General features: G+C 69.6%; 18 protein-coding genes. 11 read left to right on the top strand and 7 right to left on the bottom strand.

Features of this window, described 5'->3' with window-relative positions:
* Positions 1–7: 7 nt before the first annotated feature.
* Positions 8–1,735 carry a recombinase family protein gene (locus STRVI_RS02395; protein ID WP_251982543.1) on the bottom strand — a complete coding sequence of 576 codons (1,728 nt, stop codon included), beginning with the start codon at positions 1,733–1,735 and terminating at the stop codon, positions 8–10.
* A gap of 213 nt (positions 1,736–1,948) precedes the next feature.
* Here STRVI_RS02395 and STRVI_RS02390 point away from each other — a divergent pair, with 213 nt between their 5' ends.
* Positions 1,949–2,500, top strand: coding sequence for a hypothetical protein (locus tag STRVI_RS02390; protein WP_251982542.1), 552 nt, complete (start codon positions 1,949–1,951; stop codon positions 2,498–2,500).
* Between the two features lie 75 nt (positions 2,501–2,575).
* Here STRVI_RS02390 and STRVI_RS02385 read toward each other — a convergent pair whose 3' ends face one another.
* Positions 2,576–3,088 carry a DinB family protein gene (locus STRVI_RS02385; protein ID WP_014054017.1) on the bottom strand — a complete coding sequence of 171 codons (513 nt, stop codon included), beginning with the start codon at positions 3,086–3,088 and terminating at the stop codon, positions 2,576–2,578.
* A gap of 139 nt (positions 3,089–3,227) precedes the next feature.
* Between STRVI_RS02385 and STRVI_RS02380 the strand changes: the two genes are divergently transcribed.
* Positions 3,228–3,560, top strand: a complete 333-nt coding sequence (locus STRVI_RS02380; RefSeq protein WP_043235298.1) for a YnfA family protein — start codon at positions 3,228–3,230, stop codon at positions 3,558–3,560.
* On the opposite strand, the gene STRVI_RS52455 is transcribed toward STRVI_RS02380, so the two are convergent.
* Entirely contained in the window at positions 3,550–4,830 is a 1,281-nt protein-coding gene (locus tag STRVI_RS52455; protein WP_043235295.1) for a PepSY domain-containing protein, read from the bottom strand. The two genes, STRVI_RS02380 and STRVI_RS52455, sit on opposite strands and share 11 nt — an antisense overlap.
* Before the next feature lie 255 nt (positions 4,831–5,085).
* Here STRVI_RS52455 and STRVI_RS02370 point away from each other — a divergent pair, with 255 nt between their 5' ends.
* The 4 genes from STRVI_RS02370 to STRVI_RS02355 all read left to right on the top strand — a co-directional run bounded on the left by STRVI_RS02370 (position 5,086) and on the right by STRVI_RS02355 (position 9,032).
* On the top strand, positions 5,086–5,841 hold the full coding sequence (locus STRVI_RS02370; RefSeq protein ID WP_014054014.1) for an SDR family NAD(P)-dependent oxidoreductase: 756 nt from the start codon (positions 5,086–5,088) through the stop codon (positions 5,839–5,841).
* Positions 5,842–6,033: 192 nt separating this feature from the next.
* Positions 6,034–6,270, top strand: coding sequence for a ferredoxin (locus STRVI_RS02365; protein ID WP_014054013.1), 237 nt, complete (start codon positions 6,034–6,036; stop codon positions 6,268–6,270).
* Entirely contained in the window at positions 6,260–7,648 is a 1,389-nt protein-coding gene (locus STRVI_RS02360; RefSeq protein WP_043235293.1) for an NAD(P)/FAD-dependent oxidoreductase, read from the top strand. Before STRVI_RS02365 ends, STRVI_RS02360 begins: the two co-directional genes overlap by 11 nt.
* Before the next feature lie 145 nt (positions 7,649–7,793).
* Positions 7,794–9,032: a cytochrome P450 gene (locus STRVI_RS02355; protein ID WP_014054011.1), complete on the top strand. Its 1,239-nt coding sequence runs from the start codon at positions 7,794–7,796 to the stop codon at positions 9,030–9,032.
* A 110-nt stretch (positions 9,033–9,142) separates the two neighbouring features.
* On the opposite strand, the gene STRVI_RS02350 is transcribed toward STRVI_RS02355, so the two are convergent.
* Positions 9,143–10,336: an RtcB family protein gene (locus tag STRVI_RS02350; RefSeq protein ID WP_014054010.1), complete on the bottom strand. Its 1,194-nt coding sequence runs from the start codon at positions 10,334–10,336 to the stop codon at positions 9,143–9,145.
* 163 nt (positions 10,337–10,499) lie between these two features.
* Between STRVI_RS02350 and STRVI_RS02345 the strand changes: the two genes are divergently transcribed.
* From STRVI_RS02345 to STRVI_RS02335, 3 genes are all read left to right on the top strand, one after another.
* On the top strand, positions 10,500–11,432 hold the full coding sequence (locus tag STRVI_RS02345; protein ID WP_063644211.1) for a DUF3558 domain-containing protein: 933 nt from the start codon (positions 10,500–10,502) through the stop codon (positions 11,430–11,432).
* 134 nt (positions 11,433–11,566) lie between these two features.
* Positions 11,567–12,268 carry a hypothetical protein gene (locus STRVI_RS02340; RefSeq protein ID WP_014054008.1) on the top strand — a complete coding sequence of 234 codons (702 nt, stop codon included), beginning with the start codon at positions 11,567–11,569 and terminating at the stop codon, positions 12,266–12,268.
* A gap of 88 nt (positions 12,269–12,356) precedes the next feature.
* Positions 12,357–13,832, top strand: a complete 1,476-nt coding sequence (locus tag STRVI_RS02335; RefSeq protein WP_014054007.1) for a DUF2637 domain-containing protein — start codon at positions 12,357–12,359, stop codon at positions 13,830–13,832.
* 61 nt (positions 13,833–13,893) lie between these two features.
* Here STRVI_RS02335 and lysS read toward each other — a convergent pair whose 3' ends face one another.
* Positions 13,894–15,645, bottom strand: a complete 1,752-nt coding sequence (lysS, locus tag STRVI_RS02330) for a lysine--tRNA ligase (RefSeq protein WP_014054006.1) — start codon at positions 15,643–15,645, stop codon at positions 13,894–13,896.
* A 157-nt stretch (positions 15,646–15,802) separates the two neighbouring features.
* Between lysS and argS the strand changes: the two genes are divergently transcribed.
* On the top strand, positions 15,803–17,590 hold the full coding sequence (gene argS, locus STRVI_RS02325; RefSeq protein ID WP_014054005.1) for an arginine--tRNA ligase: 1,788 nt from the start codon (positions 15,803–15,805) through the stop codon (positions 17,588–17,590).
* A gap of 93 nt (positions 17,591–17,683) precedes the next feature.
* Here the strand turns inward: argS and STRVI_RS02320 are convergent, their stop codons facing one another.
* Positions 17,684–19,180 carry an alpha/beta hydrolase gene (locus STRVI_RS02320; protein WP_014054004.1) on the bottom strand — a complete coding sequence of 499 codons (1,497 nt, stop codon included), beginning with the start codon at positions 19,178–19,180 and terminating at the stop codon, positions 17,684–17,686.
* A 207-nt stretch (positions 19,181–19,387) separates the two neighbouring features.
* Here STRVI_RS02320 and STRVI_RS02315 point away from each other — a divergent pair, with 207 nt between their 5' ends.
* Positions 19,388–19,984 (top strand): AMIN-like domain-containing (lipo)protein, encoded by a 597-nt coding sequence (locus STRVI_RS02315; RefSeq protein ID WP_014054003.1) that lies wholly within the window; start codon positions 19,388–19,390, stop codon positions 19,982–19,984.
* 71 nt (positions 19,985–20,055) lie between these two features.
* Here the strand turns inward: STRVI_RS02315 and STRVI_RS02310 are convergent, their stop codons facing one another.
* Positions 20,056–20,937 (bottom strand): D-alanyl-D-alanine carboxypeptidase family protein, encoded by an 882-nt coding sequence (locus STRVI_RS02310; RefSeq protein ID WP_050993606.1) that lies wholly within the window; start codon positions 20,935–20,937, stop codon positions 20,056–20,058.
* Positions 20,938–21,006: the final 69 nt, after the last annotated feature.

Below are 21,006 nucleotides of genomic sequence, written 5' to 3'. Positions count from 1 at the left end.
CGCGCGATCAGGCGGCGTCGCTCTCCTCGTCCGCGTTTGCTTGGGACGAGGCCATGAGCACCGTCACGCGGTCCTCTACACGGCACGTGCGGTCAGTGCCGCCACGCTCCTTAGCCTTCGCGACAGTGATGCGGTCGACGAACAGCTCGACCAGCATGCGGCGATCTTCGATGTCGGCACGCGCCCACCACGAGTTAGGGCCGAGGGGGTTGCCGTCTTCGGAGTCTGCCCACTCTTCGATGGGGAGGGGAGGCAGATCAGAATCACCAACCACAACAATCCTGGCGTCGACTGCCCTCAGGCGCGCCTCAAGCGACGATTTGTCAGCCAGGAATTGCTGACGTCCGATTTGACCATCATAGATTCCCATCCGAAGGTCGCTGTAAAGCTGCTCAATCGATCGGACGATATCCGACCGCTCCCCGAGCAGTGCGGCTCGTTCACTCCGAATCTCCGGGCTCTCATTACGACGCGCCAGTCGGACGGTTGCTTCGGCAAGGATGTCCAGCGTCTGCGGGTCGCCCGCATCGGCGTTGGTGATGACGGCCATGATGCGAGAAGCGACGTAGTAGTCCACGTCTGCTCGCTGGATCGTGCTCCCGCCTTCGTGCGTTCCCTCCTCCGCAACTCCCGCCGGCCGACTGCACTTGTAGACATCACCCGAACCAGTCTTGGGGCGTCCGCATTCGCAGTAGAACCGTTCCATGGCCGTCAGAAGATACTTACTGGGCGCGCCGCCTCGGTGGCCCCGCCCCCTGCCTGCCAGCCAGTCCTGAGCCTCGAAGAATCGGCGCTGCGGGATTAGCGCTTCGCCGATGACGATGGGCTCTTCGTTCTCGTCGCGGAGGATGCGGTACCCACTGACGTTGCGCGTCTGGTTGCCATCTTTGTCCCGGGAGTACACGGGCTCGGCAGCCATCCCAGCCAACCGAGGGTCTGTGAGGAGCCGCTTGACCGTGCGCTCCCTCCACGGCCCGCCCTTCTGCGTGCGGACGTTGTTGGAGTTGAGCCACGCCACAATGGCGCCTACCGACGCCGGATGGGCGTTCTTCTTTCCCGTCCAGGGCTTTTCTTTGAATTCGAAGATTCGGTCAAACATCTTCAAGACCTCGCCCGCTTGGTCTGTGCCGTCTTCACGCACTGCCGCGGGACGAAGGCGACGAATGGTGACCGTGACGGGCTTGCCGTCGATCTCACGCGTCACTGATTCTGCGTAGGACTCCATGCCGTAGGGCAGCGCCCCTCCGGTCCAGCCTCCGAATTCCTTTGCCTTCTTCTTCGTCCCGGCGATTGCCTGACTCTTGTTCCGGCTGTCCTGGTGGGCTGCGTCAAGACGCATGATCAACATGATGAGTTCCATCGTGTTGTCAGGACCGGGAGAGAAAGAGCCCTCCGACACCGATGTGATGGTGACGCCGAGGTCGAACAGCTCCAGGACAACGGGGATTGCGTCCCTTGGCTCTCGCCGGGAGAACCGAGTCACGTTGAAGACGATGATCTCGTGTACTAACCCCGCGCGGCAGTCATTCAGTAGCCGCTCGAATGCCTTTCGATTGGCGTTCGGATCGTATCCGGATACGCCGATGTCCCTGTAATGGCCTTTGAAGGAGCATCCGCGCTCTCGCGCTTTCCGCTCCGTCGCTTCGTCCTGCGTTTGCGGACTGGCTTCCGATTTGTCTGATTTAGCTTTCGACTGGCGGGTATACCCTGCTGCTACCCGGAGCACGGTAGCCACGTGCTCCGGGATCCCCACCTGTGTAGTTGGGTTCACACTCCCAAAGTACCCCAACGGCATGAAGATGGGCTGTGTACGGATAGCTCACGCAAGCCATGTTGTCAGAGCCGGACAGACTCCCGCGGCCGGGCGTTTCACAGCCCGAGCGTGGGGGAGGTTGCTGTAACAGAGATCGGGTTGCGCGGTAGTGGCCGCGAGTGGTCGGGTGGAGATATGTATCGCGGTGGCGAACTGGGTGAAGGGACCGACGACCGAGGCGGCCCCGAGCGTGCCCGGCCCGGACGCCATCGGCGGGACGAGGCGGGCAGGGCAGGCAGAAGCGGGGGCCGCATGGGGGTGACCTACAAGTACTTCGGTGCGCCCGATGGCGCCACCGCGGCCAGGGTCCCCATCTCCATGCGCCCCGAGGAGCTCGGCGGCGATGAGCTCGGCCAAGGCATGTTCACGAAGATCAAGCCGGAGACGGTCGCGGCGATGGTCCTCACCGGCATCGAGGGCGTCCCGCTGCACAGGGTCCCCCCGCTCGAACTGGTCGTCCTCCACCCGGACTACGCCGTCGTCAAGCTCCCGATGACCGTCGTCGACCCGCTGCGCGGCGTGGGCGAGGAGTCCGTGGGCGCCGCGGCCTTCATCTGGTCCACGGTTCCCGACCGCGGCGGCCCCCGGGATGCCTTCACGGTCTATCAACTGCTCCATGAGTGGCAGGACTTCAGCCACCGGCTGCACGAGGCGGGGCACCAGGCGTACTGCTTGGTGTGGCCCTGAGGCCAGGGGTCCTGAGGCCGGGGCTCTGAAGCCGGGACCGCAGCCCTGAGGCCAGGGGTCCTGAGGCCGGGGCCCCTACGTCGCGGACGCGGCGCGCAGCGGGCGGAGTTGGCCGATCTCGGTGGCGTTCTGCATCAGCTCGGCGTTCACCCAGGCCGCCATGCGGGCCACGGTGTGCCCGGGGTCCCGATCCCAGGAGAACGGTGCGATGCCGTCCAAGTCCTCCTCGGTGAGCCGTTCCAGCACGGCCGTCCACGCCGCCCGCAGGCCCCGCAGCCATTCGATGGCCGCCTTACCGTCGCCGGGCCAGGTGACGTCGGTCCGCTCCCGCGGCCTCCGTCCCTCCGCGTGGTCGATGGTCACGCTCCACCACCAGCCGATATGCCGGCTCAGCCATCCGATGGTGGGAACGGGCACGGGATCGGGCTCGGTCTCCGCCCAGTCCGGCACCCACACCCCGTCAGCGCCCTGCCGCACCGTCCAGCAGTGGGCCGCGGGCTTCCACAGGAAGTCCTCGGGCTCCAACCGCTCCAGGTGGTACTCGAAGAGCGACCAGGTCAAGTCGGACTGCCGCGCGGTAAGGCACATCGGGATGTCGTCGACGTCGTCATCGACCGACCCTGGCACATGGCCGGATGCGCGCGAAGGGAATTTCGGCCTACGCCCGGGGCTCGGGCGGGCCACGGGTGTTCGTTCAGGTTTCATGATCGGCCCGTACCCTTCCCCCATGCTCACCGCACGTTCCATCGCTCTGTTCGCCGTGGCCGCGCTCCTGGAGATCGGAGGCGCCTGGCTCATCTGGCAGGGCGTACGGGAGCACAGGGGTTGGGCGTGGATCGGCGCAGGGATCATCTCCCTGGGCGCCTATGGTTTCGTGGCCACGCTCCAGCCGGACGCGGAGTTCGGCCGCATCCTCGCGGCGTACGGCGGCGTTTTCGTCGCCGGATCGCTCGCCTGGGGCATGGTCGCCGACGACTACCGGCCCGACCGCTTCGATGTCATCGGAGCGCTGATCTGCCTGGCCGGAGTCGCCGTGATCATGTACGTGCCTAGGCGGTAACCATCGGCCGGCCGTGGCCGCCCTTGCCCTCGTGGTCGCCGTGGTCGTCCTGCTTGCCGTGGTCACCGTGGTGGTCGTCCTGCTCCTGCTCCTGCTCCGTACCCAGGACGCAGCCGGTTTCCGGGTCGATGAAGACGGTCGTGAGGGTGTGGTCGCACTCGACCTCTACGACCCACACCTTCTTGCCCTCCTTCTGGTGCGGGTCCTTGTGCTCGTCCTTGCGCTGCTGGTCCTTGCGCTGACCGTCGTGGTGCCGCGGGTCCTTACGGTCGTCCTTACGGTCGTCCTTGCGCTCGTCCTTGCGCTCGTCCTGGTGGTTGCCCTTGTGGTGCGGGTCGTCCTCGGGGCAGTCCACCAGCTCGGCGGTGACGGCCCGGCCGCCGACCTCGCACTCGGCGATCTCGATCGCCTCGGCGATCGTCACCGGGTCGTTCTTCTTCGCGTCCTGGTGCTCCTTGTTCTCCTTGTTCTGCTTGTTCTCCTGGCCGTGGCGCGCCTGGTCGTCCTCGTGGGCGGGAACGGTGACGGGGCGCACGGCACCGCGGTCCTGGGCCTCCTCAGCGGGCTGGGCGGCCTGCTGCGGCTGAGCCGTCTGCTCGGTCTGCGCTGCCTCCTGCGGCTGGGCGACCTGCTCCGGCTGAGCCGCCTGCTGCGGCTGCGCGGCCTGCTCGGGGCGCGCCATGCTGCGGCCCTGGGGACCGTGCCAGATCTTCCCGGGGAAGTAGTGGCTCATGTCCGGGCGCCCGTTGTCGTCCCGCCGGCTGTTGTCCTGGCTGCCGTTCTCCTCCTGGCTGCCGTTGTTCTCCTGGCTGCCGTTGTTCTCCTGGCCGCCGTTGTCCTCCTCGTTCTCCTGGCCGCCGTTGTCCTCCTGGCGCCCATGGTCGTCACGACCGCTGTTCATCTTCTCGTCGTAGCGGCCGCTGTCCTCGCGCTGACCGCTGTCCTCGCGCTGGCCGCTGTCCTCGCGCTGGCCGCTCTCCTCGTGCCGCCCACCGTCGTCGTGACGGCTGTCCTTGTCGTGACGGCTGCCCTCGTCGTCCCGGACATGATCGTGGCGGCCGTTCGGGTCCTGATGTCCGTTGTCGTCGTGGCGGCCATTCGGGTCCTGGTGACCGTTCTCGTGCTGCCCCTTGCTGTCGCCGTGCGCCCGGTCCTGGTGGCACTTGTTGCTCGGCGACGAGTGCGGCTCGGGGGTGCTGCCCGCGGCCCATGCGGTCCCCGGAGCACCGGTGACCAGGGCCGCAGCCGCGATGGCACCCGCTGAGGCCACGCCCCAGCGCCGGAAAGAACGACGAGACCGCTGAAGGAATCTGCTCTGCTGCGTCATTACCTGAATTCACTCCTTGGGCATGGGTGCTCCATTACCGGCGCCGCGCCGGACGCACTGCACCCTTCCCCGAGCCCAGCACCCGCTAGCGGATTCTGATCCTCAGTCCCCCGATTGGAGGTAAATCAGGCCGTCATATCCTGCGTATGGATCAGGCGCACGCACCACCGTTTGCGCCACGTCGCCACAGGAGGGCCGATGACCACCCGTACCGCAGTCATCACGGGCGCGAGCAGCGGGATCGGCGCCGCGACCGCGCGCCGCCTGGCCGCCGCCGGATTCCGCATCGTCCTCGCCGCCCGCCGTAAGGAGCGCGTCGACGCGCTCGCCGCCGAGCTGACCGAGGCGGGGCACGAGGCCGAGGCGTACGTCCTGGACGTCACCGACCGTGCCGCCGTGGAGTCCTTCGCCGCCGCTCTGGACCGCTGCGACGTCCTGGTGAACAACGCGGGCGGCGCCATCGGCGCCGAGCCCGTCGCCACCGCCGACCCGGCCGACTGGCGGGCGATGTACGAGGTCAATGTGGTGGGCGTGCTCCAGGTGACCCAGGCGCTGCTGCCCGCCCTCACCGCCTCCGGCGACGGCACGATCGTCGTGCTGTCCTCCACGGCGGGCCATGTGGCGTACGAGGGCGGCGGCGGGTACGTGGCGGCCAAGCACGGCGCCCACGCCATCGCGGCCACCCTGCGCCTGGAGCTGTGCGGTGAGCCGGTACGGGTGATCGAGATCGCCCCGGGCATGGTCAGGACGGACGAGTTCGCGGTGAACCGCTTCCGCGGCGACGAGGCCCAGGCCGCGGCCGTCTACGAGGGCGTGGCCGAGCCGCTGACCGCCGACGACGTGGCCGACACGGTCGAGTGGGCGGTCACCCGCCCCTCGCATGTGAACATCGACATGATGGTCATCCGCCCGCGCGCCCAGGCCGCCCAGCACAAGGTCCACCGCGAGCGCTGAGCGCGTTTCGCGGCCGCTGGCGCGTTTCGCGGCCGCTGAGCCCGTTCGCGAGCGCTGCGCCCGTTCGCGAGCGCTGCGCCCGTGAACGGGCGGCCGGTAGCCGTCCGCCCGTCTGACCCGGTGAATATGCGCCGTCCCGTGGGCTCTCCGATGCTGGGAGAGACCGTCACCTCGCGGTGAAGCGGAGGCGTCATGAGAGTTGTCGTTGATCTCAACCGGTGCCAGGGCTACGCGCAGTGCGCCTTCCTCGCGCCGGATGCGTTCGCGATGCACGGTGAGGAAGCGCTGCTGTACGACGGGCAGCCCGACGACACGCGGCGCCTGGACGTCCTGCGGGCGGAGGCGGCCTGTCCGGTCAAGGCCATCACCGTGGAGGGCGCGGGCGCGGCGTGGGCCACGGAGGGGGCGGGTGTCTCCGATGGCGGTTGACGGTTCCCTGGAGCGGCTCAGGCGCGAGGGCCGCATCGTCGTCGTGGGTGCCTCCCTGGCCGGGCTGCGGGCCGCCGAGACGCTCCGGGCGGAGGGCTTCGCCGGCACCCTCACCATGATCGGTGACGAGCCGTACGAGCCGTACGACCGGCCGCCGCTGTCCAAACAGGTGCTGCTCGGCAGGGTGCCGGCCGACCATACGGCCCTTCCCCGGCGCCGCGCGATCGAGGCGCAGTGGCGGCTGGGTGTCGCCGCGACCGGCCTGGATCCGACGGCCAAGCGGGTGGCTCTCGCCGATGGCACCTCGGTGGAGTACGACCGGCTGCTGATCGCCACCGGGGTCCGCTCCCGCCCATGGCCGAACGAGCTGGAGGCCGGTCTGGACGGCGTCTTCGTGCTGCGGACCAGGGACGACGCCACCCGGTTGAGACACCGGCTGAAGGCCGGGCCCAGCCGGGTGCTGGTGATCGGTGCCGGATTCACCGGCTCGGAGATCGCCTCCGTCTGCCGCGAGCGGGACCTGCCCGTCACCGTCGCCGAACGCGGCCCGGCCCCCCTGTCGGGCGCCCTGGGCAGCGTGATCGGCGACGTGGCCGCCCAACTGCACCACCAGCACGGCGTCGACCTGCGCTGCGGGGTGATGGTCACCGGGCTCGAAGGCGACGGCGCGGGAAGGCTGCGGCGCGCCCACTTCTCGGATGGCGGCACGGTGGACGCGGAGGTGGCCGTCGTCGCCCTGGGGGCGACGCGCAACACCGAATGGCTCGCGGGATCCGGGCTGGCCGCGGGACCGCGCGGGATCGCCTGCGACGCGGGCTGCCGGGCCTTCGACGTACGGGGCATCGTCGCCGATGATGTCTTCGTCGCTGGGGACGTCGCCCGCTCCCCGCATCCGCTGTTCGGCTATCAGTTCCTGTCGCTGGAGCACTGGGGAAACGCGGTCGCACAGGCCGAGGTCGCGGCCCACAACATGATCTGCCGCGGTGAGGAGCGCCGCCCGCACCTGTGGACGCCGTATTTCTGGTCGGCCCAGTTCGGCGTCAACATCAAGTCCGTCGGGGTCCCGAACATGGCCGACCAGATCATCGTCAGCCAGGGGTCGCTGGGCGAACACCGCTTCACCGCGGCCTACGGCTACCAGGGCCGCGTCATCGCCGCCGTCACCTTCGACCAGGCGAAATGGCTGGAGTTCTACCAGCGGCAGATCGAACAGGCCGCGCCCTTCCCGCCGCCGTTCGCCACCGTCGACCGGCGGGCCGAGGGCATGCGTCCGGTGCCGGCCGGATTCCCCGATCCCTCGGTGCCCACCCACGGCCCCCAGGTCACCGTGAGCGGCCACTCCCCGACCGACCAGCGCGTCACGTTCACCCCCGCCTGACGCGGGCCCCGACGCCCGACGTGTTCACCCCCGCCTGACACCGGCCCCACCGCCTGACGCGGGCCCCAACCCCCGACGCGGGCACCACCGCCCGCAGGCACCCCCGCCCGACGCGGACACCCCCGGCACCCGGAAGGAAACCACCATGACGTCGGTCGCACTCCTGGGCCAGATCCTCGACCACGCCAACCGCGCCGACCCCTACCCGCTGTATGCCGAACTCCGCAGGACCCCCGTGGTGCGCGACGAATCCGGCCCCTACCTGGTCAGCACCTACTGGGAGATCCACAGCCTGCTCCACGACCCCAGGGTCAGCTCCGACATCCGCAATCTCGCCCCCGAGGCGAAGACCGCCCCCAGAATCGAGGACCCCGACCTGCCGCCGAGCTTCATCAGGCTCGACCCTCCCGACCATGACCGCCTGCGCCGGCTGATCATGCGGACGTACGGCCCCCCGCGCTCCCCCCGGCGCGTCTACGGCCTGCGCGGCGAGATCTCCGGAATCGTCTCCGGCCTCATCGACCGCTTCCAGGGGCGGGACCGGATCGACCTCGTCGACGACTTCTCCTACCCCTTCCCCGTCACCGTGATCTGCCGCCTGCTCGGCGTCCCGCAGGAGGACGAGCAGCGCTTCCACGGCTGGGCCGACACCGTCGCCACCGCCATCGAGCCGCCCGTGGGCACGCCCGAGGAGCAGCAGGCCCACTGGCGGGCCATCCGGGAGGCCCACCACCAGCTCGCCGACTACCTCTCGGGCCTGATCGAGCAGCGCCGCCGCGCACCCCGGGAGGACATGATCTCCGCCCTGGCCACCGACCGCGGAGCCGACGAGAGTCCGATGTCCCTGCCCGAGATGCTCAGCAATCTGACGCTGCTGCTGATCGCGGGCCACGAGACCACCGTCAACCTCATCACCAACGGGATGCTCACCCTGCTGCGCCACCCCGACACCCTCAAGCAGCTACGTGCCGACCCCGACCTGGTCATCCCGCTGGTGGAAGAGCTGCTGCGGTTCGAACCGCCCGTGCAGTTGCTGCCCGAGCGCACCACGCTCGACGACATCGAGATCGCCGGTACCACCATTCCCCAGGGCGCCTCCCTGTGGCTCGTCCCGGCCTCCGGGAACCGGGACCCGCAGCGCTTCCCCGAGCCCGACCGCTTCATCCCCGACCGCCCGGACAACCAGCACTTCGGCTTCGGCACCGGCATCCACAACTGCATCGGCTCGCCCCTGGCCCGCCTCGAGGCGCAGGCCGCCCTGGCCGAACTCGTCCGCCGGCTCGACAACCCCCGCCTGGTCGAGGACCCGCCCCCTTACCGCCACAACGCCGTCCTCAGAGGCCCCCAGCATCTGCCCATCGCCTTCGACGGCCTCAGCCGATAGCGCGGGGCATCACCCATGGAACAGCCATGGACAAGGCAGAGCCCCCGAACCTTCGCCGGTCCGGGGGCCGTTGATCTTGTGCGGTCCCCAGGGTCACGGGGACCCGGGCCTCAGCCCTTCACGCACACGACCTGCTTGAGCCTCGCCACCACCTCGACGAGATCCCGCTGCTGGTCGATGACCTTCTCGATCGGCTTGTAGGCCCCCGGGATCTCGTCCACGACGCCGGAGTCCTTACGGCACTCCACGCCCCGCGTCTGCTCCTCCAGATCCCGGGTCGAGAAGCGCTTCTTCGCCGCGTTACGGCTCATCTTCCGGCCCGCTCCGTGCGAGGCCGAGTTGAACGACGCCTCGTTCCCCAGACCGCGCACGATGTACGAACCGGTGCCCATCGAGCCCGGGATGATCCCGTAGTCCCCGCTCCCGGCGCGGATGGCGCCCTTACGGGTCACGAGAAGGTCCATGTGCTCGTAGCGCTCCTCGGCGACGTAGTTGTGGTGGCAGCTGATCACCGGCTCGAAGACCGGGCGGGCCTTCCTGAACTCCTTGCGCACCACGTCCTGGAAGAGCGCCATCATGATCGCGCGGTTGTACTTCGCGTACTCCTGCGCCCAGAAGAGATCGTGCCGGTACGCCGCCATCTGCGGGGTGTCCGCGATGAAGACGGCCAGGTCGCGGTCGATCAGGTCCTGGTTGTGCGGCAGCTTCCGGGCCTGGCCGATGTGGTACTCGGCGAGCTCCTTACCGATGTTGCGGGAGCCGGAGTGCAGCATCAGCCAGACCGAACCCTCGTCATCGAGGCAGAACTCGATGAAGTGGTTACCGGACCCGAGCGAACCCATCTGCTTGACGGCCCGCTCCTGACGGAACTTGACCGCCTCGGCCACTCCCCCGAACCGGCTCCAGAAGTCGTCCCAGCCCGCCGTCGGAAACGCGTGCAGCCGCCCCGGGTCCACCGGGTCGTCGTGCATGCCGCGCCCCACCGGGATCATCTGCTCGATCCGGGACCGCAGCCGCGAGAGATCCCCCGGAAGGTCGTCGGCGGTCAGCGATGTCTTGACCGCCGACATCCCGCAACCGATGTCCACGCCGACGGCCGCCGGGCACACCGCGCCCGCCATCGCGATCACCGAGCCGACCGTGGCACCCTTCCCGTAATGCACATCCGGCATCACGGCGAGGCCCTTGATCCAGGGGAGCGTGGCAACGTTCCGGAGCTGCTGCATGGCCACGCCCTCGACCGTCGAGGGGTCGGCCCACATCCGGATCGGCACCTGAGCGCCGGGCACTTCCACATACGACATGATGTACTCATTCCCCCGCAAAAGACAGAAAACGCAAAAGCCGGACCAATGCGCCATAGGTGGCAGGCGACCGGCAGGCACGGCAGTGCGTGCGATAGACATTGTCTCCAGTCACCGCCCGCGGGCGGCAAGGAGTTTTCCGTCGTTCGAAGGGACACCGACAGTGCAGCCAGCGCAGCGAAGGGCGCACGGACGGCGGGTCACCCCGGCCGTCGCCGTGCTCATCACCGTGCTCGCCGCCGCGGGGCTCGGCGGATGCACCGGCTCCGATTCATCCTCCGGCCCGCACGACGGCGCCTCCGGCAACTCGGGGACGAATGCCTCCGCCGAGCCCGGCCGATTCCGCACCCTGCCCGAGGCATGCGGCGCGGTCAGCCGTAAGACCCTCCAGACCCTGCTGCCGGGCGCCGAGCAGGACGACAAGGTGTACGACGGCCAGGCCGTCGTGACGTACGACATAGACCGGCGGGACGGCTGCCGCTGGAAGGTGGAGACCACCAGCGGCACGCGCTATCTCACGATCGACTTCCAGCGCGTCGTCTCGTACGACCCCTCGGTCAGCGATGACGGCCGGGCGCAGGAGACCTACGAGAAGAAGGCCGTCGCCGCCGACATCCCGGACGCCCCGACCGCCCCCTCGACCCCCTCCTCCAGCTCACAGAGCGAGGGCGGCGTGAGCGGCGACAGCAGCTCCTCCGCCTCCCCCGGCACGAGCTCCGACGAGCCCGGCAAGAGCGGTAAGGGCGGCACGAGCGATGAGGCCGACACATCCAACGAGCCGGGCAAAGGCACCGATACCCCCTCCGCGGGGGGCGAGTCGAGCGGCGGAAGTGACGAAGGTGACACCGCCTCCGACGGCACCGCTCCGCGCCGGCTGGACGACCTCGGCGACGACGCCTTCCTCAACGACCAGCTGATCACCAAGGACTCGGGTATCCACCGCGATATCACGCTCGTGTTCCGGTCCTCGAATGTGATTGCCACCATTGAGTACGACCAGTGGACGACCGACAAGAAGCACATTCCCAACAGCCAGGGACTGCAGGAAAACGCCCAGGACTTGGCCGATGAGCTGACCGGTCGGCTCAACGAATAGCGGGTTCTGGCCACCCTCTGCGGGCCCCCGCTCAGACCTCGGAAATTGGGACGCCCGCGCGTCGGCCGCGTACCGTGCCGACTAATGACGCGGGCGGTACGTCCGCCCATCGACAGAGAATGAGCGAAGGACCCATGCACCGTTCAGCCCCGCGACTCGCCCGAATACTCGCCTGCGCGACCGTACCGATGGTGCTCGTCGCCGGCTGCTCCTCCGGCTCGGACCACAAGGACGAAAAGAACACCGGTGGCTCGGCGAGACCCGGCTCGCCCAGCGCTTCACCCACCGTCGCGGCCGCGAAGTTCAGCAAGCTGCCCGATGTGTGCACCACCCTTTCCGGAAAGACGGTCGACCAGCTCGTCCCCAAGGCGCAGAACAAGAAGGGCAAGGCCCTTCCCTCGGCCGACACCAACACGTCCGCAAGCTGCCTGTGGACCGGCCTCGACGGCTTCAAGTACCGCTCGCTGACCGTCTCCCTGAAGCTGTTCCACTCCGACCCGGGGCTCGGCTCCGGCGACCGGCGCGCCGGGGAGTACGCCGCCCAGCAGGCGAGCAGGGCCGCCACCGGCAAGGTGACCGACCCCAAGAGCGAGAAGGTCGCGGGCATCGGCGACGAGGCGACCTCGGTCAGCTCCAAGGAGAAGAAGGACGGCGACGAGTTCCGCAACCAGACGGTGGTGACCCGCACCGCCAATGTCGTCATCACCGTCCAGTACGACGGCGCGGGCTATGAGAAGGAGAAGACCCCGGACGCGGCCGCGCTGCTCAAGGACGCCAAGTCCGCCGCCAAGGAGGCCATCGGCGCCATCGCCAAGGGCTCCCAGAGCGGCACCTGATCCCCCGACACGACCCCTTCCCGCCCACGGGCCTTGACGTGTATGCGACGCTGAGGCCGCTGTTGTTGAAGACGGGGAGGGGTCGCGGGTGGCCGCGATGCAACTGACACGGATGCACCGAATACTGGCCGGGGTGGTCGTCACCGGGGCGGTGGTGATCGCGGGGATCGGCTTCGCCGGTTCCTATGCGGCGGTGCGCGATCTCGCCCTCGACAAGGGCTTCGGCAAGTTCTCCAATGTCTTTCCGATCGGTATCGACGCGGGGATCGTGGTCCTGCTCGCGCTGGATCTGCTGCTCACCTGGATCCGGATCCCGTTCCCGCTGCTGCGCCAGACGGCCTGGCTGCTGACCGTGGCCACCATCGCCTTCAACGGCGCGGCCGCCTGGCCGGACCCGATCGGCGTCGGCATGCACGCCGTGATCCCGATCCTGTTCGTGGTCTCCGTGGAGGCCGCCCGGCACGCGGTCGGCCGGATCGCCGACATCACCGCCGACCGGCACATGGAGTCGGTCCGCATCACCCGCTGGCTGCTCGCGCCGGTGCCCACCTTCCGGCTGTGGCGCCGGATGAAGCTGTGGGAGCTGCGCAGTTACGACGAGGTCATCAGGCTGGAGCAGGACCGGCTGGTCTACCAGGCCCGGCTGCGCGCCCGCTACGGGCGCTCCTGGCGCCGTAAGGCGCCCGTGGAGTCGCTGATGCCGCTGCGGCTGGCGCGGTACGGGGTGCCGCTGTCGGACACCGCTCCCGCGGGGCTCGCGGCGGCCGGTCTGGAGCCGTCCGCGGTGTCGCCGACGGCGCTTCCGCGGGGCCGGACCGACGCGGCGGACGGGACGGGGGCCAAGAGCGTCTCCCCGGGGGCCCAGCCGGGCCCGTACGGCCCGCCCGGGGCCCTGGAGGGTGCGGGCGGCACCGGCGCCGCCGACGGCCCGCAGCAGCACCCCCAGCCGCCCCAGACGCAGGAGCTGCCGCTCTCGCTGCCCCTGCCGGTGTACCAGCAGCCCGCCGGGCAGGGCCACGACGGCCGGAACGCCGTGCCGTTCGACCCGGCGGCCGCCGGGCATCCCGCGCCGGTCGAGCAGCAGCCGCAGCAGCCCCAGCAGCCGCACTACGAGCAGGCCCCCCAGCCGCAGTACCAGCAGGTCCCGGGCCAGGCGGCGCAGTTCGGGCAGCAGCCCGAGCAGCTACAGCCGCAGCAGCCCCAGCTCACCGTGCCGGTCGGGCCCGGCGGCCGGGTGCGACCGCTCGGCGGTGAGGGCGTGGGCAGCCATCAGGGTGTGTACGTGCCGGAGCAGCGCGAGCCGGAGCGGTACGCGTACGAGGAGCAGCCGGGGCAGCCGGGGCAGCCGGTGAACCAACTGCCGGACGACGTCCCGCGCGAGGAGGTCTACTACGCGACCTTCCGCCAGTTCCTCGCCGACCACAGCCGGTACCCCTCCGCGTACCAGTTCGGGCAGCGGCTGCGCGACACGTACGGCGTGAGCGACCTCAGCAACAGCGAGCTGTCCGCGTACGTCGAGGACTTCAAGGAGCGCGTCCGCCTGGAGCGGGAAGCCATCCCGTAAAGCCGAAAGCGCCGGGCGGGCAGCCGTAAGGCCGCCCGCCCGGCGCCCGGGAGCGGAGTGGTCAGGCCGCGAGCAACTTGCGCACCCGGTCCGCCCCCACCGCCAGCAGCAGCGTGGGCAGCCTCGGGCCGGTGTCCCGCCCGACCAGCAGGGTGTAGAGCAGCGCGAAGAACGACCGCTGGGCGACCTTCAGCTCCGGCGTCGGCTTGGCGTCCGGCGCCAGGCCCGCCTGGATCTTGGGCACTCCGTAGACCAGCGTGGTGAGACCGTCCAGCGACCAGTGGTCGTCCAGGCCGTCGAGCAGCAACCGCAGCGACTCCCGCTCGGTGTCGCCCAGCGCGGCCAGCCGCTCGGTGTCCGGCTCGTCCCGGACCCGGGTGCGCTGGTCGGCCGGGACCTGGGTGGTGATCCAGCGCTCGGCCTTGTCGAGCCGGGGCCGGGTCTCCTCCAGGGACGTGACCGGGTTGCCCGGGTCGAGGTCGCTGAGGATGCGCAGCGTCTGCTCGTCATGGCCGGTGGTGATGTCCACCACCGAGGCCAGCGTGCGGTACGGCAGCGGGCGCGGGGTGCTCGGCAGCTCACCCATGGCGGTGCGGGTCGCGCGGCCATAGGCGGCCACGTCGGCGGGCTGCGCCGTACCCTCGGTGATCTTGCGCTCCAGCGCGTCCCACTCGTCGTAGGTCCGCTGGATCTCCTGGTCGAAGGCGATCTTGAAGGACTGGTTGGGCCGGCGGCGGGCGTACAGCCAGCGCAGCAGCGGCGCCTCCATGATCTCCAGGGCGTCGGCCGGGGTGGGCACACCGCCCTTGGACGAGGACATCTTGGCCATGCCGCTGATGCCCACGAAGGCGTACATCGGGCCGATGGGCTGCTCCCCGCCGAAGACCTCGCGGACGATCTGGCCGCCGACCACATAGGACGAGCCCGGCGAGGAGTGGTCGACGCCCGAGGGCTCGAAGACCACGCCCTCGTACGCCCAGCGCATCGGCCAGTCGACCTTCCAGACCAGCTTGCCGTGGTTGTGCTCGGTGAGCAGGACGGTCTCGCCGTGGCCGCACGCGCAGGTGTAGGCCAGCTCGGTGGTCTCCTCGTCGTACGAGGTCACCGTGGTCAGATCGCGGTCGCAGACCGAGCAGTAAGGCTTGTACGGGAAGTAACCCGCGCCGCCCGCACTGCCGTCGTCCTCGGCGGCCGCGCCCGAGCCCTCGGCGGCGGCCAGCTCGGCCTCGTCGACCGGCTTCTGCTGCTGCTTGCCCGGCTTCTTCGCGCCGGCCTTCTCCTTGGTGCGGTACCGGTCCAGGACGGCGTCGATCTCCCGGCGATGGCGCATCGCGTGCAGGATCTGCTCGCGGTACGCCCCCGAGGTGTACATCTCGGTCTGGCTGATGGGGTGGAAGTCGATGCCCATCTCGCGCAGCGCCTCGGCCATCGGCACCTTGAAGTGCTCCGCCCAGTTCGCATACGGCGATCCGGGCGGGGCCGGGACCGAGGTGAGCGGCTTGCCGATGTGCTCGGACCAGGACGGGTCGATCCCGGCCGGGACCTTGCGGTACCGGTCGTAGTCGTCCCAGGACAGGATGTGAACGCATTCATAGCCCCGGCGCCGGATCTCGTCGGCGACCAGGTGCGGGGTCATGACCTCGCGCAGATTGCCGAGGTGGATCGGGCCGGACGGGCTGAGACCCGAGGCGCAGACGACAGGTTTGCCCGGGGCGCGGCGCTCCGCCTCGGCAATGACCTCGTCGGCGAATCGGGAGACCCAGTCGGTCTCGGTGCTCTGAGCCACGGTCGGCACTTCCTTCCTAGCGGTCATGGCACCGCCCATTGTCCCAGACGGAACGGACCCCTCCGGCGTTGCCCACAGGGCCTGCCGGACGGGCCCGGGTTATCCACAGGCCGGGGAAATCGTTGGACCCGCCGTGAAATACTGGGCTGACCCATACCACCACTATCGGAATGGCACCTCATCTATGGCATCGGTCCCTTCCCTCGCCGCCACCGTCCATCAGCGCGTCGTGGACGCCCTCTCGGCTGCCCTGCCGGAGGCCGGCTCCGCGGACCCGCTGCTGCGACGAAGCGACCGGGCCGATTTCCAGGCCAACGGGATGCTGGCGCTGGCCAAGAAGCTCCAGGGAAACCCCCGTGAGCTGGCCGCCAAGGTCGTGTCGCACCTTCCGGTCGCCGCCACCTCGGCCGACCCCGATCCGGTGATCGCCGACATCGAGGTCTCCGGCCCCGGCTTCCTCAACATCACCATCGCCGACTCCGCGATCACCGCGACCCTCGCCGCCCGCGCCGCCGACGACCGCCTCGGCGTGCCGTTCGCGCAGGCGCCCGGCACCACCGTGATCGACTACGCCCAGCCCAATGTGGCCAAGGAGATGCACGTCGGCCATCTGCGCTCGGCGGTGATCGGCGACGCGGTGGTGCGGATCCTGGAGTTCGCGGGCGAGAAGGTGGTCCGCCGCCACCACATCGGCGACTGGGGCACCCAGTTCGGCATGCTCATCCAGTATCTGATCGAGCACCCGCATGAGCTGGACCACAAGGACGCCGCCTCCGGCCAGCAGGCCATGTCCAATCTGAACCGGCTGTACAAGGCCGCGCGGGCGCTCTTCGACTCCGACCCGGAGTTCAAGGAGCGGTCCCGGCGGCGGGTGGTGGATCTCCAGGCGGGCGACGAGGAGACCATCGCCCTGTGGCGGAAGTTCGTGGACGAGTCGAAGATCTACTTCTACTCGGTCTTCGACAAGCTGGACATCGAGATCCACGACCCCGATGTGGTCGGCGAGTCGGGTTACAACGACATGCTGGCCGAGACCTGCCGGTTGCTGGAGGAGTCCGGCGTCGCCGTCCGCTCCGAGGGTGCGCTGTGCGTCTTCTTCGACGACATCAAGGGCCCCGAGGGCAATCCGGTGCCGCTGATCGTCCAGAAGTCCGACGGCGGCTTCGGCTATGCGGCCACCGACCTCTCCGCGATCCGCGACCGGGTGCAGCATCTGAAGGCCGACACCCTGCTGTATGTGGTGGACGCCCGGCAGTCGCTGCACTTCAAGATGGTCTTCGAGACCGCCCGCCGGATCGGCTGGCTCAATGACCAGGTGCACGCCGTCCAGCTCGCCTTCGGCACCGTCCTGGGCAAGGACGGCAAGCCGTTCAAGACCCGCGCGGGCGAGACGGTGCGGCTGGAGGACCTGCTGGACGAGGCCACCGAGCGGGCCGCCGCCGTGGTCCGGGAGAAGAGCGAGAAGCTCGGCCTCACGGAGGAGGACATCCTCGAGCGCGGCGCCCAGCTCGGCGTCGGTGCGGTGAAGTACGCGGATCTGTCCACCTCCGCGTCGCGTGACTACAAGTTCGACCTCGACCAGATGGTCTCGCTCAACGGCGACACCTCGGTCTATCTGCAGTACGCGTACGCCCGGATCCAGTCGATCCTGCGCCGCGCCGAGGAGGGCCAGCGGACGGTGGCCCACCCCGAGCTGCCGCTGACCAAGGCCGAGCGGGCGCTGGGCCTGCACCTCGACCAGTTCGGGGAGACGCTGGGCGAGGTGGCCGCCGGATTCGAGCCGCACAAGCTGGCCGGGTATCTCTACCAACTGGCCTCGCTGTACACGACCTTCTACGACCAGTGCCCGGTCCTGAAGGCCGAGGGCGGCCCGTCCCAGGTGGAGAACCGCCTCTTCCTGTGCGACATCACGGCGCGGACGCTGCGGCAGGGCATGACCCTGCTGGGCATCCGCACCCCCGAGCGCCTCTGAGTCGACCGAACCGGAAGCGCCCCGCCCCGTCGAGAGGGAGCGGGGCGCCTCGCGTTCGTCAGCGGCGTATCGCGTTCCTCAGCCGCGGGTTCCTCACCGGCAGAGCACATCGTGCTCCGGCCGCTCACCTTCCAGCAGGAAGTCCGTGACCTTCCGGTCCGCGCAGGCGCTGCCGTTGTTCACCACATAGGCCGCGCCATGCCCCATCGCGTTCACGCTGACCATCCGGGCCCGGTCGCCGTAGGCGCGCCGCAGGTTCAGCGCCCCGCTGTACGGGGTGGCCACATCGCGCTTGTTCTGCACCAGCAGGACGTTCGACGGCCCCTGGTCGGTGATCCGCACCGGCTTGTCCCGCGGCGCGTCATGCCAGAACGAGCAGGGCGTGACGTTCACCGGCATGCCCGCGGTGAGCGGGTGGCTCTTACGGCCGGCGGCCACATCCCGCGCGTAGTCCGGCAGGGACGTGGGCCACTCCACGTCGTTGCAGATGGTGGCCAGGGACACGGCCGCGGCGTCCTGGGGCGGGTCGGCCGGTGCAGCGCCGGGCGCCTTACCGGCGTCCGCGTCCACGATCAGCTTGGCCAGGTCCTCGAAGTCGTCCCGGGAGTACAGGGCGTTCAGCATGCTCTGGCGCAGTGCGTTGCCGTTCAGCTCGGGCGGGTTGGCGCCGGGCCACGGCAGCGGCTTCGCGTCCAGCCGCGCGGCGAGGTCCAGCACCCGCCGGCGCACTCCGTCGGGGGTCTCGGCGAGCCGGACGGGGCTGTTCGGGGCGGAGGCCCAGGCGGCGAAGTCGGGGAAGGTGTCCTCGACGCCGACGGCGTAGTTGGCCAGCCAGCGGCGCTCCACCCGCTCCGGGTCCGGGTCGTCATTGCTGTCCAGCACCCAGCGGTCGGTGTGCTCGGGGAAGAGCTGCGCGTAGACGGAGCCCACGTACGTCCCGTAGGAGACGCCCCATGCGGACAGCTTCCGCTCGCCGAGCGCCCGCCGGATGCTGTCGATGTCCCGGGCCTCGTTGACGGTGCTGATGGTGCGCAGCAGCTCACCGCCGTTGCGGGCGCAGGTGTCGGCGATGCGGCGGCCGGTGGTGACGTTCTGGGTGATGTCCCCGCCGGGGGCGGGCCAGGGGCGGGAGGCGAGCAGCGACAGATCGGCGGTGTCCAGACCGCAGCCGGTGTGCGTGGACTTCCCCATCCCGCGCGGGTCGAAGCTGACGATGTCATAGGCGTCCCGCACCGACCGCGGCAGCCGCTTGCCGAGCGTGGTGGGCCGCTCCAGCCCCGTCGATCCGGGGCCTCCCGGGATCAGCAGCAGGGTGCCCCGGCGGGCCTGCGGCCGCTCGCTGGGGATGCGGGACACGGCGAGGGAGATCCGCTTGCCGCCGGGGTCGCGGTGGTCCAGCGGCACCTTCAGCGTGGCGCATTCCTGCCGGGGGTCGAGCCCGGTGCCCGCGCAGGCCCCCCAACTGAGCGCGGTGGTGGTCGGATCGGCCAGCGGTCCCGGGGTCGCGTCCGCGGACGCGCTGCCGAGGAGGGATGCGGTGGCGGCGGTGGCGAGGGCCAGCGCGGCGGTTCTGCCGGTCGTCGGTCTCATGTGCACAAGCCTTGTCGAACCGGCATCTGTCTCCCATCCGGGCAACCGGCCGACCCGTCCGGGGGATAACCCCCGACGGAGCGTCAGGCGTACCGCCGCGCACGTAGCATTCGCGACACATTTCCCGGACCGGGACAACCTCTCGCCGCCCCGGCCCGTCCAACCCCGTGCATCACCTGTCATCAACAGAACATTGGGGGCTTGACCATGCGACGGTGGGGGACCGCACTCGCGGCGATGGTGCTCGCGGGCGGCGCGCTGGCGGCGACGGCGGGGGCGGCGGGGGCCGTCACTCCGGCCGCGGCCAAGTCGGCGGCCAAGGCGGCGGCCTGTGAGACCGGCTGGGGGAGCGGCGAGAAGACGGCCCAGCCGGCGGGCCACACACCGCTGGGCAGCATCAGGACCGGCCGGCACGCCTGCTACGACCGCATGGTGTTCGACGTGAAGGGCGCCACGGCCGCCGATCGCGTCGGCTACCGCGTGGCGTACGTGGACACCCTGTACCAGGACGGTTCGGGCGAGGAGATCCCGGTCGGCGGCGGGGCGATTCTGGACATCCATGTGGCCGCGCCGAGCTACGACCCGGGGACCGGCGGGGAGTCGTATCCCGGGCGGGCGCGCAAGCCGCTGCCGGGGGTGGACGTCACCGGCTACCAGACCTTCCGGGACACCCGCTTCGGCGCCAGCTTCGAGGGCGAGACCCAGGTCGGCCTCGGCGTGCGCGCACGGCTGCCGTTCCGCGTCTTCCAGACGGACGGGCGGGTCGTGGTGGACGTGGCGCACTCCTGGAACGCGGTGCGCTGAGGGCGATGACGAAGGGCCTGCCCCACGGCCGGACGGTCGTGGGGCAGGCCCTTGTCCACCTCGGACCCGCCCTACTGCTTGAAGCCGTAGTCCATGATCTTCTTCGCGTCCGCCGTGCGGGCGTCCACCGAGGAGGAGGCGAGGACGGTCCCGATGACCGTCTTCCCGTTCCGGGTGGCGGCGAAGACCAGGCAGTACTTGGCCTCCGGACCCGAGCCGGTCTTGACGCCGATGGTGCCCGAATAGCTACCCAGCAGATTGTTGGTGTTGGTCCACGACATGTAGCGGTAACCGCCGCTCTTCGTGGTCACCTTCTGCTTGGTCGACTTCGTCTTCACGACCGTACGGAACGTGGAGTACTTCATCGCGCTGCTGGCCAGCTTCGTCAGATCGCGCGGCGTCGAGTAGTTGGCGCCGCGCCCGATGCCGTCGAACGAGTCGAAGTGGGTGTTCGTCAGCCCGAGGGACTTGGCCGTGGTGTTCATCTTGCCGATGAACGACTTCACCCGCGCGGCCCGGGTGGAACCGGTGCCGAACTTGTCCGCCAGCGCGTACGCCGCGTCACAGCCGGACGGGAGCATCAGCCCGTACAGCAACTGGCGGACGGTGACCTTGTCGCCGACGATCAGCTTGGCCGAGGAGGCCCAGTTGTTGTCGACGATGTAGTCGCTGTACGCCTTCTGGACCGTGACCTTGGCGTCCAGGTTGAGATTCGGCTGTGCGAGCACCACCCGGGCAGTCATGATCTTGGTGGTGGAGCCGGTGGACCGACGGGTGTCCGCGGCCTTGGTGAACAGGCTCTTTCCCGTGCCGTTGTTCATCACGAACCCGCCCTTGGCGGCGATCGTGGGAGTAGCGGTCGTCGCGGCCTGCGCGGAGGCGGTGAACGCCCCCGCCGTCAGCACGGCTCCAGCGGTGATCGCGACCGCGGATACGCGACGTAGACCCTTCATGCCGGTTTTCAACGTGAATATCTCCAAATACCCAAGTGTGCGGCCACATCGCAGGGCCGCTCTCTCATG

The organism is Streptomyces violaceusniger Tu 4113, from assembly GCF_000147815.2.
Classification (GTDB): Bacteria; Actinomycetota; Actinomycetes; order Streptomycetales; family Streptomycetaceae; genus Streptomyces; species Streptomyces violaceusniger_A.
The sequence above is the reverse complement of the archived record's forward strand: the minus strand, read 5'-3'. Positions and strand labels throughout refer to the sequence as shown.

Bases quoted from the DNA above. Each gene is read 5' to 3' on its own strand.
- STRVI_RS02390 (WP_251982542.1), top strand. From the start codon at position 1,949: ATGTATCGCGGTGGCGAACTGGGTGAAGGGACCGACGACCGAGGCGGC.
- STRVI_RS02385 (WP_014054017.1), bottom strand. From the start codon at position 3,088: ATGTGCCTTACCGCGCGGCAGTCCGACTTGACCTGGTCGCTCTTCGAG.
- STRVI_RS02380 (WP_043235298.1), top strand. From the start codon at position 3,228: ATGCTCACCGCACGTTCCATCGCTCTGTTCGCCGTGGCCGCGCTCCTG.
- STRVI_RS02370 (WP_014054014.1), top strand. From the start codon at position 5,086: ATGACCACCCGTACCGCAGTCATCACGGGCGCGAGCAGCGGGATCGGC.
- STRVI_RS02365 (WP_014054013.1), top strand. From the start codon at position 6,034: ATGAGAGTTGTCGTTGATCTCAACCGGTGCCAGGGCTACGCGCAGTGC.
- STRVI_RS02360 (WP_043235293.1), top strand. From the start codon at position 6,260: ATGGCGGTTGACGGTTCCCTGGAGCGGCTCAGGCGCGAGGGCCGCATC.
- STRVI_RS02355 (WP_014054011.1), top strand. From the start codon at position 7,794: ATGACGTCGGTCGCACTCCTGGGCCAGATCCTCGACCACGCCAACCGC.
- STRVI_RS02350 (WP_014054010.1), bottom strand. From the start codon at position 10,336: ATGTCGTATGTGGAAGTGCCCGGCGCTCAGGTGCCGATCCGGATGTGG.
- STRVI_RS02340 (WP_014054008.1), top strand. From the start codon at position 11,567: ATGCACCGTTCAGCCCCGCGACTCGCCCGAATACTCGCCTGCGCGACC.
- lysS (WP_014054006.1), bottom strand. From the start codon at position 15,645: ATGACCGCTAGGAAGGAAGTGCCGACCGTGGCTCAGAGCACCGAGACC.
- argS (WP_014054005.1), top strand. From the start codon at position 15,803: ATGGCATCGGTCCCTTCCCTCGCCGCCACCGTCCATCAGCGCGTCGTG.
- STRVI_RS02320 (WP_014054004.1), bottom strand. From the start codon at position 19,180: ATGAGACCGACGACCGGCAGAACCGCCGCGCTGGCCCTCGCCACCGCC.
- STRVI_RS02315 (WP_014054003.1), top strand. From the start codon at position 19,388: ATGCGACGGTGGGGGACCGCACTCGCGGCGATGGTGCTCGCGGGCGGC.
- STRVI_RS02310 (WP_050993606.1), bottom strand. From the start codon at position 20,937: ATGAAGGGTCTACGTCGCGTATCCGCGGTCGCGATCACCGCTGGAGCC.